Genomic DNA, 15705 nt, shown 5'->3' with positions numbered 1-15705 from the left:
GTCCGTAAACCGGCGCCGGCACGCTCAAACTTCGGTCCGCACGGAGTATGCCAGTTGGAAAGACTTCCTCGTCGTGGATAGTGGCAGGTTGCTATGCACATCGGCCTGCATAACGGGTACCTTGGCGCTACAACGGGACGTCGTACACCACCTTGCAGCCGATCACGAATGGCACTTGGTATGACCCTAAAAGTCGTTATGAACACGACTACGAAAAAAATTACGATGTGTACGTCGAAGGGGTGAAGAAGGTGAACCAGTTCAGTTTTCGCGATATGGCCACGGCGGATTTGAATAAGCTGGGGTTCGGGGTTGCGGGGAACGCGACGGGGAAGACATACGTGGATAATGTGAGGGTGGAGAAGTAGCTAGAAGTTCTAATATGCAGAAAAGCACTGCACGTATCCTTGGCCGATTGCATGTAGCGCTTTTTGTTAGCTGTATGAGCGAGATAGTCCGATGGATAACATATTGATGACTCCATTCTTTACGCACGTAGATAGCAGGGGAACTAGCCGCTAGGAAAGCGGCTAGTTCCCCTTGTGTTACACCAAGCTAGATGCCAACTTTCGCCTGTTGCCATCGTATGTTACGACGTTTGGGCTGGTGGCCCAACCAGACATACCGGTTACTGTTTTTTTTAAATTACGGGCATATTCTACGTCGAAGGTACTGGGCAACCCTATTTGCATGAGTTGATTGCGAGTGAGCGTCTTTTCGACGAACTACCTAGAGTATGTTTGAAATTACTTAACACTCCTTTTTCAGAAGCAATAGTAAAGCTTAGAAGGACCGTAAGTTCATTTGTCGAATTAGAGGGAAGGTACTCTCATTCTGCAGATACAGGAGTAATATTATATGAATTCTGAAAAAAAGCTCGAAAGTGAAAAAAACGTCTCTCCCAATCTTAAATTGCAGAAATTAACGCCGACTTCAATCGAGACAATAGATATTTATGAAGAGTCTTTGAACTTTGTCTTTGCAGAAGATGATTTATTAAATATTGCTCTAACAGGACCGTATAGCGCAGGAAAAAGCAGTGTTATTAAATCGTATGAAGAGAAGTATAGTGAGAAAAAGATTATTCATGTTTCTTTAGCAAGTTTTGAAGACACGCAAAAAAATGAAGCGAATAATGAAACTAATGCAAAACTTGAGGGGAAGATCTTAAATCAATTGATACATCAAGTTGACCCCCAGAATATTCCTCAGACCAGATTCAAGGTCAAGTCAGACATATCAAAAAGAAAGATTAACGGGCATACTTTTCTTTTGGGTATGTTTATTTTGCAGTTGTTTTATTTATTCAATTTAGATAATTGGTCAGCTTTGATAGCTAAACTGCAAGATTCTTGGTTCAAGGAAACATTAGGTTTTACCACCAGTAGTCTATTCTATATTCTGGTCCTTGGTGTCTGTGTTCTGATTTTTATTAAGTATCTACATAGTTTAATTCAGATTAATTTGCAAAAACCAATTATCAAAAGAGTAAAGATCCAAAATCATGAGATAGAGATTTTTGATCATTCAGACATGTCTCATTTTGATAAACACTTAGATGAGATTGTGTATCTATTTAAGAATGCTAAGGTAGACGCAATTGTATTTGAGGATATAGATCGGTATGACCATAACTTAATTTTCAGTAAGTTAAGAGAGATTAACTTTTTGATAAACAAAAAAACCAAAACACCTATTAGATTTTTCTATTTAGTAAGAGACGATATCTTTAACTCGAAAGATCGAACTAAATTTTTTGATTTTATTATTCCTATTGTGCCAATACTTGATAGTTCTAATTCTATTGATCAGTTAATCAAATATTTTCAAGAAGGGAATATACTCGAGCACTTTGACAGGACATTTCTAGAAAGACTATCTCTTTACATTGACGATATGAGAATACTTAAGAATATTTACAATGAATATGTAATTTATCACGGCAGGATTCAAACAACAGAACTAGATGAGAATAAACTATTATCTCTCATTGTTTACAAAAACATTTTTCCTAAAGATTTTAGTGAACTTCAAGTTAACTCAGGCTTTGTAGCAAAGATATTTAGGCAGAAAAGTGTCTATATATCTGAACGAATACATATCATTGATCAGGAAATAATCGAAAATATGAGAATCATTGATGATATTAACCGAGAGAAGCTAAATGATATTGATGAACTCGATGCAATTTTTTTTAATGGAGGTCATCAGATACGCGTTGATAATAATTTTTTGGATTATATAAAAAATATTAAACATAACCCTAATCATTTTGTTAACATACATGGCAATCATATTAATTTTCAAGCTAAATACGATCAAATGCTGCAGAATCCAGAATACCAACGACGTAAGCAAATTATTGAGAAAAAAATAAGAGCAGATATCTTAACAATAGAGGCAAGGAATAATGAGCTTAATTACGAGAGGGTGAGGATTAATTCTACTAAATTAAGAGACATAATCAAGAAAGAGAATTTAAGTTACTTCTTTCCTGAGAGAAATGTTGAAGATCACTCTGAATGTAAGGATACAAATATAACCACTAGCCCTTATTATGATTTAATAGTTTTTTTAGTTAGAAACGGACATATCGATGAATCTTATTCTGATTATATGACATATTTCTATGCGGAAAGTTTGTCAAAAACAGATAAGATTTTCATACGCAGTATAACGGATGAAAAACCTAAGAATTATGATTTTGACCTGAAAAGCCCAGCATCAGTAGTTTCTAGACTTAGAGAGGGAGATTTTGAACAAGAGGAGGTATTAAACTTCAGTCTTTTAGATTACTTGCTGGAGACAAAACATCAATTTTTGTTTGCCCTACTACATCAGGTAAGCCAAACAAAGAATATTAATTTTGTCTGGGGCTACTTTCAACGTGGAATACATGAACCATCCTTTGTTTATGAGATAAATAAGTCATGGAACTCCATTTGGACATTAATATTGGAAAGTTCTGTAGACATGAGATTGAAGAAGAGTTATATGGTAGCTACATTAAATTACTCGGCAGAAGATGATATAAAAAAAATGAATAACAACGAATGTATGACAAACTATATAGCCAACGATCCTGACTTCTTGAGTATCGAGTCGCCGATTGAAGTTAACAAAATTATTAATGGACTTTTAGTACTCGATGTACATTTTCCTTTCTTAAACTATCAAGTATCGAATAAAGAACTCTTTACTAATGTATATCGTAACGAATTATTTATATTAAATATACCGATGATTGAAACAATTATAGAAAATGTTTATCAAATCGAAAGGTCGTCTGACTATAAAACAAAACTCTATTCATTAATTTGTTCCAGACCAGATGAACCTTTATATAGTTATATTCATAAGAATATTAATTCAGTTATCAAACTAATTTGTGAATATACCGATATAAAAGATGAGGAGTACTGTGTTATAAATATATTAAATAATAGTGAACTGTCACCCAACCTAAAAGGCTTATATATTTCAAAACTCCATGTTATCTTAAAATCACTCATTGAAATTAGCGAAGATTTTTGGGAAGAATTAGTTTCAAGAAACTTAATTGAATCCTCAGTTGAAAATATACTTTGCTATTATACTAAAAATGGTCTTTCTGAAACGATTGTTAGATTCATTAACAGGTCTCCTAATGATTTAATATTTAATTACGAAGAAGTAATAAAGTTGGTTGATGAGTCAATAGCTTCAAACTTCTACTTCGACATAATACAAGATGACTCTGTCAACGATGAAAAATACAGTATGATTCTTGAACATTATCATCATTATCATGAGGAATTCAATTTTAAAGAAATACATACCAACAAAATAAGAATACTAATAACTCTCGGAATTATTAGTATGTCAAAAAAGAATCTTCTATTTATGAGAATGGAATATAGTTCCTGTATCTTGTTATTCATCGAGAAGAATATACTAACTTACATTAAAATTTTGGATGAAGAGATTTACGATAAAAGCGAGGTAAGAAAGGTTTTATCCGTACAATCAATAGAAGATGAGAATAAGATGAAAATATTAAATCAAATAAGAGGGACGGAATCAATAAGTATCAGAGGTTCCAATTATTCGGAGCGAATTCAAACTATAATAATTGAAAGTTTCTTTGATATCGAGGATTTGGATTTTCTTATCGATGAATTTCAGAAATACTCATTAGACATGAAAATGAAAATCATCGAACTATGTGTTGAACACATTAATGTTGTAGCCACCAATGAGAAGGGGCTGTTTGATGAATTATTGCTAAAATTATTAAGTAGAGAAGATATTGAAATAAATATTAAACTGAAGTTGCTTATAAATAACTTAGAAACAATTAGTTATCCGCAAATAATCAAGTACTTTAATATCATAGGATTAGAAGAATTCATTCACTTACTTTCTGGAAAGAGGCCGAAAATTGAAGCTAATTCAGAAAACAAAACAATCCTCTTGCATTTTAAGGAAAAAGGATGGATCAGCAGTTTCGATTTTGACCCTCAGAACCGAGAATATTATCGAGCCGTAGGTAGAAAATTATCAGTTAAGCTATAATTGTCACCAATAAAGAGACCCTCCGATGGAAGGTCTCTTTATTCTAAACTATAGAATTTACAATAAAGCAATTAGCTAGTTCCTTGCACTTAGCAGAAGTACTGTAACAACCTTCGCAGCCTCCGCTCTCGTCGCGCTGCCCTGCGGGTCAAACTCCCCATTGCCTTTACCTGCAAGAAGTCCCGTTTGACTCAACGCACCGACAGCGTCAACCGCCCAAACGCTAATCTTCGCCTGATCCTCAAAGCTTGCCGCGCCGCCAGTAGTCGGCAAGGCCACGCCCGTAACATCCGCGAACCGCTTCAGCATGACGGCCATTTCCTCGCGACTTATCCGCGCATTCGGTTGGAACTGCTGCTTCTCGTTGCCGTTGACGATATTCTGCTCTGCCGCCCATGCGACGTATGGCAGATGCCAGTCGCCAGCTTGAACGTCCGAGAACGTGGAGGACGTGTAGCCACTTACATCCACATTCGCGATGCCTGCCAGCATCTTGGCGAACTCGGCGCGCGTGATGTCCGCGTTCGGCGCGAACAATCCGTTGCCGGAGCCGGATGCGATACCGCGTGCGCTCAGGTAGGTGATGTAGCTGCTCGCCCAGTGGTTCGTCTTATCGCTGAAGCTCATTTTGTTATAGCTGACTGCATACGTGCTCAGATGATCGGTTGTGAAGATCACCTGACCAGCTGTCGAGTTATAGCTCGAATTCACGAGAATCTGCGGCTTGCTGTTCGCGTCGATGTAGCTGACGACAATCGCGTTCGCGTCTTCGCCTTGCGTTGCTTGATACGGAATTCGGATTTCGACTTCGTTGCTGTCAAAGCTCGTGACGTTCGTTGATCCAGACTGGATTGTCACGTTTACGACAGGACGCGTGCCGACCAGGCTCGACGTTTCGGAAGAGAACGCCACCGTTTCCGTTGCTGCGAACTCAGTCCGAACCTTGTCTCCAGTCGTCTTCTTTAGCACTTCCAATACCGCTTTGTCCAGCACAATTGTACCGAGCGGTGTCGTCACTTCAACCATCGTCGCTTTGCTGTCGGACAGCTTGCCGATCGCCGCTTTGGACAGCGCAATACCGAACGACTTCGCTTCTGCCCCAGCTTCTACTTTCAACTCCGCCGTCAGCTCGGCCCCCGTCAAGGCACTGACCTTCTCCAGCAAAGCGTTCACTTGCGCGTCTTGCACGTCGACATTTGCTTTGCCAGCTGCATCAGCAGTCGCTTTCACCGTCAGTGTCTGTCCATTCGCGTCGCCCGTGATCGCCCAATCTGCCGCTGGCGTCGTGACAATCGGCGCAGTCGGGTTACTTGGGCTTGGCGTATTGGAGACGCCGTCGTCGATCGCGACTTTGATACCGTCCGCTTGGTAGTTCATCGTCGCGGTGTAGCCGCTTGGCAAACCGGTCGTCTCGACGGCCGCGAATTGGCCGGTGCGTTGGCTGCTGCCATGCGAGATGAGCGTAAGTGTACCTTCAGCCGGCACGTAATTCGATGCGAATTTCAGACGAAGTTTACCGTCTGCTTTGACCGCGCCTTTCACTTCGAGCACATCTGTCGCGCTGCCGACGTTCAGCTCGAGCACGCCGTCTGCCGCTTGGACGTAGCTGCCGCCGATCGTCATTTTGCCGGCGACTTGCTCGACCAGCGTACCAGCATTAACCGCCACATCGCCAGTACCAAAAGCCATCGCGGTTTCGCCCGCAATCGTACCGCCGTTCACGATAGTACCGCCCGTGTAGGTGTTGCTGCCTTGCAGCTTGAGCGTACCCGAACCGGCTTTGGTCAGCTTGCCAGTGCCGGAGATATTGTTGCGCCATTGATCCTGCGCGTGGAAGCCGCCCTTGGCTGCATCCATCGTCACGGTTACGTCGTTGTTAAAAGCACCGTAGCCGTCCGCCGCGGCGAACAGGTTGAGACGTCCCCAGCCCTCCGGATCGTCGAGCACAGGATAGCCGGAAGGGAGGCCCGTCGTCGCCAGTACCGAGCGGCGCTGCGCGCTATCCAGATAAGGGAGGCGTGTCTCGAGCAGCACCTCGGCGCCTTTCGGCACGGTCATCGCTTTAGTCGTGTCGCCGATTTGGGTGAATCCGTATGTCAGACGCTCGGTGAATTGCGCTTTGTTTTTCGCGTAATCCGCGAAACGGTCTTGCGCCGTACCGGTCTGCGTCAGCAGCTTCGCGTGCGCTTCGTCGTAAGCCGCTTGCTTCACGTCTGCGTTGTCCGGGTCTGCGAGGATCGCGGCCGACAATGCCGTAGCCATGACACGTCCGCCGATGACGTCGAGCGGGGAGTGCATGCCGGCAACGACGCGGCTGTTGCCCATCTCCGACGCCCGCGTCAGCAGTTCTTGGAAACGCTCCGGCACGGCATAGGCCATGGCGTATGCGCTCAAGTACGAAGCGTTCGTGTGTCCGCTTGGGAAACCGCCGTCCGTCGCAGGCGTCGCGCTCATCGCCGGTACCAGCGTCGGTACGATGACCGACGTATCGTTCGCCCAGCGGAATGGACGCATGTAGCTGTAGAAGCCTTTCGCCGGATTCGTCGACGAGTAATTGCCGCGCAGCGTCTTCACGAGCGTCACGATGCGGCCAAGCTCGGAGGCTGGATCGCCCGCGTCGGTGCCGCCGTCGTCGTATTTCTTCGTCGTGGCATCGGCAGGGATGTCGTTGATCGTCGTCGTCGCGCCGGCTTTCGTCCGATACACGTCAGTGAGGGAGCCGAGACCTTCGATTGCGCCATAGCTTTGTTTGCGGCGGTCGTCGAAGTAGGCTTGATCCGCTTCGGCTTGGGTACGCGTCTTCGCGATGTCCACGACCTTCTGGATGTTGGCGTCGAGCACGGCGCTGTTCAGCTTCGTGCCGTTATCCCACGAGCTGCCCGGCTTCCACAGCTTCAAGAATTCGGACAACACGCCGATGGATGCATTGCTCTCGACTGTGGTGTTGCTCGCCTGATTCGTTTTGTACGTATCGACAAAATATCCCCACGCCGGCGCCGTCCCGTTATCGATCTCGACCTCGATCCGGTCGGATAGATAGTTCACGGTCGCCTTGTAAGCATCTGGCAGGCCTACCGTCTCCACCGCGACGAATTCGCCCGTGCGCTGGCCAGCGGCATGCGTCAAGATCGTGATCGTTTCGTTGCCAGCAGGTACGTAGCTGTCCGAGAACTTCAGGCGCAGCTTGCCGTCTGCCTTCACGGCGCCCTTCACCTCGAGTACGTCGCTAGCGCTGCCAACGTTCAGCTCGAGCGTACCGGTCGCGGCTTGCTCGAAATTGCCGCCGATCGTCATTTTGCCCGCGACTTGCTCGACGAGCGTGCCCTCGGTAACCGCTACATTGCCCGTGCCGAAAGCCGTTGCGGACTCGCCCTCAAGCGTCCCGCCGCTCACGATCGTGCCACCGGCGTACGTGTTGTTACCCTGCAGTTCAAGTGTTCCCGTGCCGGCTTTCGTAAGCTTACCGCTACCTGCGATATTATTACGCCAGTGATCCTGCGCATGGAAGCCGCCTTTGGCCGTATCCATCGTCACGGTGACATCGCTGTTCATAGCGCCGTAGCCGTCCGCAGCCGCGAACAGATTGAGGCGTCCCCAGCCTTCGGGATCATCGAGCACCGGATAGCCGGAAGGGAGGCCCGTCGTTGCGAGCACTTCGCGGCGCTGGTCGGCGTCTAGATAAGGGAGGCGCGTCTCGAGCAGCACCTCGGCGCCTTTCGGCACGATCATCGGTCTGGCCGTCTCGCCGATTGCGCTGAATCCATACGTCAACCGCTCCGTATATTGCGCTTTGTTCTTCTCGTAATCTGAGAAACGGTCTTCCGCCGTACCCGTCTGTGTGAGCAACTTCGTTCGCGCTTCGTCGTAAGCGGCTTGCTTGACGGCCGCATTGTCCGGATCCGCGAGAATGGCCGCCGATAAGGCCGTCGCCATGACGCGTCCGCCGATGACGTCGAGCGGGGAGTGCATGCCCGCGACGATGCGGCTGTTGCCAAGCTCGGAGGCGCGCGTTAGCAATTCTTGAAAACGTTCCGGCACCGCATACGCCATTGCGAACGCGCTTAAGTAAGAAGCGTTGGTGTGGCCGCTCGGGAATCCGCCGTCCGTCGCCGGGGTCGTGCTGATGGCCGGAACGAGCGTCGGCACGATGATCGACGTATCATTGGCCCAGCGGAACGGTCGCTTGTAGCTGTAGAAGTTTTTCGCCGGCGTGGTGGAAGAGTAGTTGCCGCGCAGCGTCTTGACCAGGGTTACGATTCGGCCCAGCTCGGAGTTCGGGTCGCCCGCGTCGGTGCCGCCGTCGTCATACTTCTTCGTCGTCGCGTCGGCCGGGATGTCGGTGATCGTCGTGGTGGCGCCAGCTTTCTCGCGGTACACGTCGGCAAGGGAGCCGAGACCATCGATCGCGGAGTAGCTTTGCTTACGGCGATCGTCGTAGTACGCTTGGTCGGCTTCGGCTTGCGTCCGTTTGGCCGCGATATCGATGTTCTTCTGGATGTTGGCATCAAGCACGGCGCTGTTCAGCTTCGTCCCGTTATCCCAGGCGCTGCCCGGCGTCCATAATTCGAGCATTTGGGAGAGCACGCCGATGGATGGATTCGAGGCGACCGTTTTGTTATCTGAGATGTTGTTTTTGTAGCTGTCGACGAAATGTCCCCAAGCGGGCGCCGTCGGCAGCTCGACAGGTACCGGACCGGCTAGCGCGGCCTCGATGGAGGGGAGGGATTCTGCGCTGGCATAGCTCCCAAGCATGGTGTTCATTAGTAGGAAAAGTCCGGTTGCGGTTGCGAAATTACGTTTGACCGTCATGTGGATGCGGCATCCTCTCTGTGTGTCTTTTAAAATACAAGAATTTATAAGTTTCACGTTTATTCATTCATCTTGTATTTCTCCGGAACGTAACGCGTTGCGCCTCAAAGACGGCGACAGCCGTTTCGCCTTGATAGAAATACAGTTCAACGTACGCATTCAAAAAAGTCGACCTATCGGCACCGAGTAGGTGGCGAGCAGGAGAAGAAGGAAGAGTGGCGTTTAGGCAGACCTAAACGAACACCGCACTTCAAGTCTGCATGCCAGATTCGATGCTGAGTTACCCCATGCCTGCTTCGTGATCAAATGTCGACATTTACAAGGAGCGGTAAATGACTCCTAGCTTGTCGATGTTGTCGCCCGCGCGGCCGAAGAAGCCTGCGATGGATTTGCCGGTTGGCGCGGTTAGTGTCGTGGCGGTACCGCTCTTCGTGCCGGTGGCAACTTTGCGCCCCTGATTCGTCGTCAGCTCCACGTAGAATACGCGAACACTGCCGTTGTACGTGTTGTGGCACAGGAGGGCACTCGTGAAATATTCCCCGCTATTGAGCGTCAGCGTCGCCGCGGTTCGGCCTGTCCCACCTTTGGTCAGCGTCGTCCCGTTCGCATACGTCATCGATACCGCGTCCAGTCGGCTTGCTCCTCGCAGCGTAACGGAGGTCGGTGTGCTTGAGGATGGAGCGGCATTTCCCAGGAAATTAAACGCCGTTCCGCCATCGCCGCCAACGAGATCGCTATATGCGACGGTTGCGCTCGTCGAGAAGGAGAAGTTGGTCGTGATGGCGAAATGGTCAGACAACTGATTGCCGGCCGAATCGGTGAAATACGTATTCTCCACCTTGTACGTATTCGCCGACAGCGTGACGGCCGCGCCGCTGCGATAGAAAATTTTGTCCACCACCTCGTTGTCCGCGCTGGTCGCGCCCGGCGTCCCGAGCAGGGCTGCCGAACCCATCGCCGGGTAGCTGCCGCCGCGAATCTTCTCGATCCAGGCGTCCTTCATCCCAAGTCGATCGACGAACAGCGATTTCAAATTGTCCTCTGCTCGCGTGTACCGGCAGTTCGTGTCGCCGAGCACGATGACGGCGTGGCCCTGCGAGTTCGCCTCAATGTAGGCGGCCAGCTGGGACAGATTATCCCGTCTGGCTTCGTTCGACTTCGTATCCGTGTTCGCATCGGCATGAAGATTGTAGATGTCGATATACGCGCCGTCGGCGACTTCGATCTGCGAGTAGGTGAAGCCCTTCGGGGTCAGCACGTCCGAACCGTTGTCGAAGAGGCCATACCGCTTGTTCCAGATCACCCGCTGCAGATCGGCAATCGGGTAGCTGGACAACGTGTTCAGGCCGCTGCCGATGCCAGCGCCGCCGGAAGTCGGCGTGCGGTAAGGATGACTGTCATTCGCGTACAACGATGCGTGGTAATTGAAATCCTCCTGCACGTTCACCAGCTCGTAGGGCGCGAGCTTCGCGCCGATCTGCGGCGTGTAGGCTTCCGGGTCCGCGCTGCTCGAGAGGATATCCGGCAAGCCGCCGATGTTGTACGACAACACATCGAAATTGCCCGTCGCCGCGCTCGCCGATCCGACGAGGCTGGTCACGCCCAGCGGCACCATTAACGTACACGCCAGCATCAAATTCAGCGCTTTACTACCTTTTCGCATTCTCTTCCATCACCCTTCTTCATGCCGATTTGGACTACGACCTCAGCCTACCATCCGAGCCGCGGCGGCTCTATAGAACGATTTCCGGATGATACGAAAATGGTACTGAGTAAGCCAATTGGTTTGCCTCCAGGTGACGGGAGGCAGCATTTGGCTACACGCCAATTGGTTTGCGTTCGGTGAACTAGAACGCAGTATTCGGCGAAGCGATTGGTTTGCCTCCACGGTAGAGGATAATGTTTCCGGGTTAAGGAAAAGCTTCCGATAAAGCCACCCATGGCCTATAGTTGACAGGCTTATGACTTAGGATAGACTTCAAAACCCACTGAAGCTTTGTCCGTGAGGACAAAAGCGTGCCCAGCTCGAAGCAACCCACCGACCGCGAACAAACGTGCCAGCACGAAAAAGGGAGTCCAGAGGGCGAAGTCCTCTGGTTCCCCTCGGCGGAGGGGGAAGGGGCGAGGGGGCACCCTCAATTTTGCATGCGCTTACATCGACAAACTCACTTTCCCCAACACCTGAGACCGACATGTTAAGTTATCGTTAATCGGCTAAACAGGTGCGAGCTTTGCTGTATAATCGGGAATTGGAAGGAGGGGAACTAGCGATGAACGCGTTACGGGCAATGAGAAGTTCGAAGCCGGTGCTGGCTAATTTGGCCATATCTTATGTGACGATCGTGGTCGTCATCGTGCTCCTGCTCTGTTCCATTCTCTATCTGGTCGTGCCCCCGAACTACGAGGAAGAGATTCGAGCCAACAATGCGATGGTGCTGGACAAGGCTTCGCAGCGCCTCGAATCCGACGTGGTCGAGCGGGTCAATCAAATCTATCTAGACCTCACCTTAGAGCGTAAGGGCGAGGTCGAGCTATACACGCGCAATGCGTTCGAGGGAGCGCGCAGCTCTATTGTCGATATTCAAAACCTGCTCAAACGCGAGGTTATTCAACATGCGGATCTCGTGCACGCCATTCATTTGTTCTATCCGAACTCGGGCGTCATGATCTCTTCCTTATATGGGCTGCAATATGAGACACGTGCAAAGGATGAGGCGTCCCCGCGCGCGATGGACTGGATCGACGACATGCGCCATAGCAAACAAACCTCCTTGTGGACTGTGCCGCGTCTGGTGCCGAAGGACATCTACGCGAGCGTATCCGGCAGCAACGCGATGCTGCCGCTCATGACGTATGCCCGCAGCTATCCGTTCAATGCGCCTGGAAAAGACAGCGATATCCTCATCGGCATCGACATGAAGGAAGCCGCCGTGAGCGCGATCATTGGCCAAATGATGCCTGCCGACTATCCGAATACGTACCTCATCGACTCGAATGGCGTCGTGCTTTCCGCTGCCGACAAAACGCTGCTAGGCGTTCGTCCCGCGCAAGCGCCTTTTATCGACAACCTCGTCGCCTCCGAGGCGGAAGCGCAAAGCTTCAGCACGGAAGTGGACGGTGGCCGCTACGTCGTATCGGACAACAAGCTCGCTTCGAATGGATGGCGTCTCTATAACGTCATTCCGGAGCGGCATTTCTACCAGAAATCGATCCTGCTTCAGCAAATCATGCTCGCCATCTGCGGACTGGCCGTCGTGGTTGGACTGGTGCTGTCGGGGATTTTCACGGCGGTCAGCTACCAGCCAATCAAGCGATTGGTCGGCCGGATCAAAGGCTTGTTCGATCATCCCGCCGAGGGCAAGCATAACGAATTCAAGCTGATCGATACCGCCATCCATCAGCTGTCGAGCAAAGTGAACAGCCTGGAGGAGACGCTGCAGGCGAATAAACCGGTCATCAAACACAACGTCGTGCTCAATATGCTGCACAACCGCTACGGCGCCGAAGAGCTGGACGAGCAGCTGGCGCTATTGGACCTCCCGCTGGACTTCGCCGGCTACTGCTGTCTGGTCATCGATCCGGTCAACCAAGGGTTCAAGGCGCTCGGTCCCAAGACGAGCCAATATGTAATTTACAAGCTGATTAATGAGCTGGAAGCGACCGTCCTCGAGGGCGCGCATATCATCGCGGAGGAGCTGCCGGATCGCCGAATCGCCGTCATCGTTGGCGCGAACCGACAACAAGACGCCGTGCTAGACGCCATCGCCGATCTGGTGCTCGCCGAGGTGAGGACGGAGTTCGCGCTGGACATTCGTATCGCTTACGGTCTCTGGGTGCAGGAACGTCTCGACGTGCATCGCAGCTTCGCGGCCGCGCAGACGCTGATCCAATACGGCTTTTTCTATCCCGAATCGCCAATCTTGAAGCAGTACCACCTGTTGAACCGGGAGCAGAGCCAGCTGGAGCTGCCGCCATCCGTGCTGCCGAAGTGGACGGAGAAGCTCCAAGCCCGAAGTCTCGATGGGGTGACTGCGGCGACCGACCAGCTGCTGCGGGAACTGAAGGAAGGGCCGTATCCGGCAGAGTACGGCAGGTTCGTGCTTATGAAGCTGATATCGCTGTACTCGGACTTTCTGAAGAACGTGAGGTTCAAGCAGTCCGGCCAATTCAAGATCGATCTGTATAAGCAGTATCAGGACATTTACGACATCGATCGCTTCCGGGCATGGCTCGTGCAGTCGATCGCGGCGTGCTTCGAGTTGATGGAGAGGCGCAGCGACGAGCGGGCGACGGATAGCGTCGAAGCAGTTCAGTCGTATATTAGCGCGCATTTGGCAGAGGATCTGTCGCTAGATGCGGTGGCCGCTCACGTCTATTTAAGCCCGAAGTACTTGAGCAAAATTTTCAAGGAAGAGACCGGCGTCGGCTATACGGATTACGTGACCCGCAAGCGGATGGAGCGCGCCCTCGAACTGGTGCGGACGAACAATCTGACCGTGGAACAGATGGCGGCGGCTGTCGGCTACGGTACGCCGGCTTATTTCATCAAGAAGTTCAAGGAAACGTACGGGGCCACGCCGAAAAATTACGTTCGCAGCCTGCTGAAGCAGGAGGAGCCTCTACAGGCTTCGGGAGAGGTCATGCGATTATGAGGACAAGACAACGGTACGGTCATCGTCCATTCACGCTGCTGCTAATGACGGTGCTCCTCGTCCTGAACGGCTGCGGATTGGAGGCGGGCAGCGGCGCGGCTGCCACAAGTAAGACGGGGGCCCAAGACGACGCGCAAGCGAAGCGGTACAAAATCTCGTGGACGATGCACCTGAACGAGGCGGTGCCGGAGGATGCGGAGATGATCCGCTATCTGGAGGACAAGTTCAACGTCGATCTGGACGTATGGAACCTCGAGAACGCGAATTACGAGGCGCTGCTTGATCTGAAGTTGGCGCAGGGCGAGATCCCGGACCTGTTCCGCATTCGGCAGCCGCAGGATTTGCTGAAGTATCAGGAGCAGCAGGTGCTCGCCGACATTCCGGAGGGGGTGCTGGAGCATTATGCGCCGAACCTGACCCGCCTGCTTCAACAGAACGCCCCCGGCTATCTCGCCTACGGTCAGCTGGACGGCAAGCAGTACGGCATCCCGGTCGTCAATGCGACGAACAAGTTCCGGGTGCCGGTCGTCTATCGGGAGGACTGGCTGCAGGCGCTCGGACTTCCCGTCCCGACCACGCTGGCCGAATTCGAGCAGGTCATGTACGCCTTCACCAAGCGCGATCCGGATGGCAACGGCAAGGACGATACGTACGGGTTGTCAAGCGAGGGGATGAACGTCGTATTCGGCGCGTTCGGCCAAATGGTGTTCACCGAGCAGCTGTATTTTGCGGACAAGGCGGGTCGGCTCGTCATCGGCGCGCTGGAGCCGGAGATGAAGGAAGCGCTTCGGTATTTGCAGAAATGGTACAAGGACGGCATCATCGACCCCGAGTTCGTCACCGGCGAGAACAAGGGCGGCTACAAGCATCTATCGCATGCCTTTATCAACGGCCGGATCGGCATGACCTCGATGGGTAACTATTATCACTGGATTCAGAATGGGGACTACAAGACATTCAACGCGCAGGGCGAGGAGGTGCCGGTGGAAGCGGCGTTTAATGCGCTCGAGCTGACGAACAAGAACAGCCGCGCTCGTATCGTTTTCGGCCCACCCGTCACCGGACCAACCGGCCAAAGCGGCTCCAAAGCCTATGATCTGCTCATGAGCTACACCGCGATCGGCGCCAATGCGGCGAAGGAGCCGGGCAAGCTGGCCAAAATCCTCGAGATCCTCGACTACGTCAGCGCCAATCCGAATCTGGAGGAGAGCATGACGATGAAATACGGGGTGAAGGGCAAGCATTGGACGTGGCCGGGCGCGTCGAAGGACGATGTCGTCGTGCTGCCGCCGTACGATGAGCAGCCGAACTATACGAACCAGATCGGCGCTAATATCGGGATGATGGAGCCTAGCGCGCCGACGGGCAGGAGGGAGCAGTGGGCGGCCACGCTCGGGCTCGACCGGCACGGCATCTATAACGCGCTCAAGGTGCCTTTCCCGTCGTTGATCCAATACAGCCCCGAGCTCATCAAGCTTCGCAACAAGGCGTATATCGCGATCATTACAGGCGACCGGTCGGTCGGGGAATTCGACGCGTTCGTGGCGTCGTTCATGGCGGCGGGCGGTAAGCAAGTGCTGGCGGATGCGAATGCGTGGTATGGCGGGCAATGGAAACCATGATTTTCGCCGAGTGGCGGCCTTGGCTCTGATTGACTTCAGCGCCAGGGCCACTTCGTTCATGATCGTAT

The 15705-nt window shown here is 51.0% G+C and carries 5 protein-coding genes; 3 read left to right on the top strand and 2 right to left on the bottom strand.

All coding sequences use genetic code 11. The features are described from left to right. Positions 1–858: 858 nt before the first annotated feature. The gene (locus ACFFSY_RS10445; RefSeq protein ID WP_377493505.1) at positions 859–4554 is read left to right on the top strand and encodes a YobI family P-loop NTPase; all 3696 of its coding nucleotides are present in this window, start codon (positions 859–861) and stop codon (positions 4552–4554) included. Between the two features lie 75 nt (positions 4555–4629). Here ACFFSY_RS10445 and ACFFSY_RS10440 read toward each other — a convergent pair whose 3' ends face one another. Next, a complete protein-coding gene (locus ACFFSY_RS10440; RefSeq protein WP_377493503.1) occupies positions 4630–9363 on the bottom strand; it encodes an S-layer homology domain-containing protein in 4734 nt (1577 codons plus the stop codon). 316 nt (positions 9364–9679) lie between these two features. Beyond that, the gene (locus tag ACFFSY_RS10435) at positions 9680–11026 is read right to left on the bottom strand and encodes a jacalin-like lectin (protein WP_377493501.1); all 1347 of its coding nucleotides are present in this window, start codon (positions 11024–11026) and stop codon (positions 9680–9682) included. Positions 11027–11633: 607 nt separating this feature from the next. On the opposite strand from ACFFSY_RS10435, the gene ACFFSY_RS10430 reads away from it, so the two are divergent. Both ACFFSY_RS10430 and ACFFSY_RS10425 read left to right on the top strand, forming a co-directional pair. Then, complete coding sequence (locus ACFFSY_RS10430; RefSeq protein WP_377493499.1) at positions 11634–14015, top strand: AraC family transcriptional regulator; 2382 nt, start codon at positions 11634–11636, stop codon at positions 14013–14015. Continuing rightward, entirely contained in the window at positions 14012–15637 is a 1626-nt protein-coding gene (locus ACFFSY_RS10425; RefSeq protein ID WP_377493497.1) for an extracellular solute-binding protein, read from the top strand. Before ACFFSY_RS10430 ends, ACFFSY_RS10425 begins: the two co-directional genes overlap by 4 nt. Positions 15638–15705 lie beyond the last annotated feature (68 nt).

Source organism: Paenibacillus aurantiacus (assembly GCF_042431225.1).
Lineage (GTDB): Bacteria > Bacillota > Bacilli > Paenibacillales > Paenibacillaceae > Paenibacillus_Z > Paenibacillus_Z aurantiacus.
This window is presented reverse-complemented; position numbering and strand designations above follow the sequence as displayed.

What these genes read in the sequence shown, in the direction of transcription:
- ACFFSY_RS10445 (WP_377493505.1), top strand. Translation starts at nt 859, where the DNA reads ATGAATTCTGAAAAAAAGCTCGAAAGTGAAAAAAACGTCTCTCCCAAT.
- ACFFSY_RS10440 (WP_377493503.1), bottom strand. Translation starts at nt 9,363, where the DNA reads ATGACGGTCAAACGTAATTTCGCAACCGCAACCGGACTTTTCCTACTA.
- ACFFSY_RS10435 (WP_377493501.1), bottom strand. Translation starts at nt 11,026, where the DNA reads ATGCGAAAAGGTAGTAAAGCGCTGAATTTGATGCTGGCGTGTACGTTA.
- ACFFSY_RS10430 (WP_377493499.1), top strand. Translation starts at nt 11,634, where the DNA reads ATGAACGCGTTACGGGCAATGAGAAGTTCGAAGCCGGTGCTGGCTAAT.
- ACFFSY_RS10425 (WP_377493497.1), top strand. Translation starts at nt 14,012, where the DNA reads ATGAGGACAAGACAACGGTACGGTCATCGTCCATTCACGCTGCTGCTA.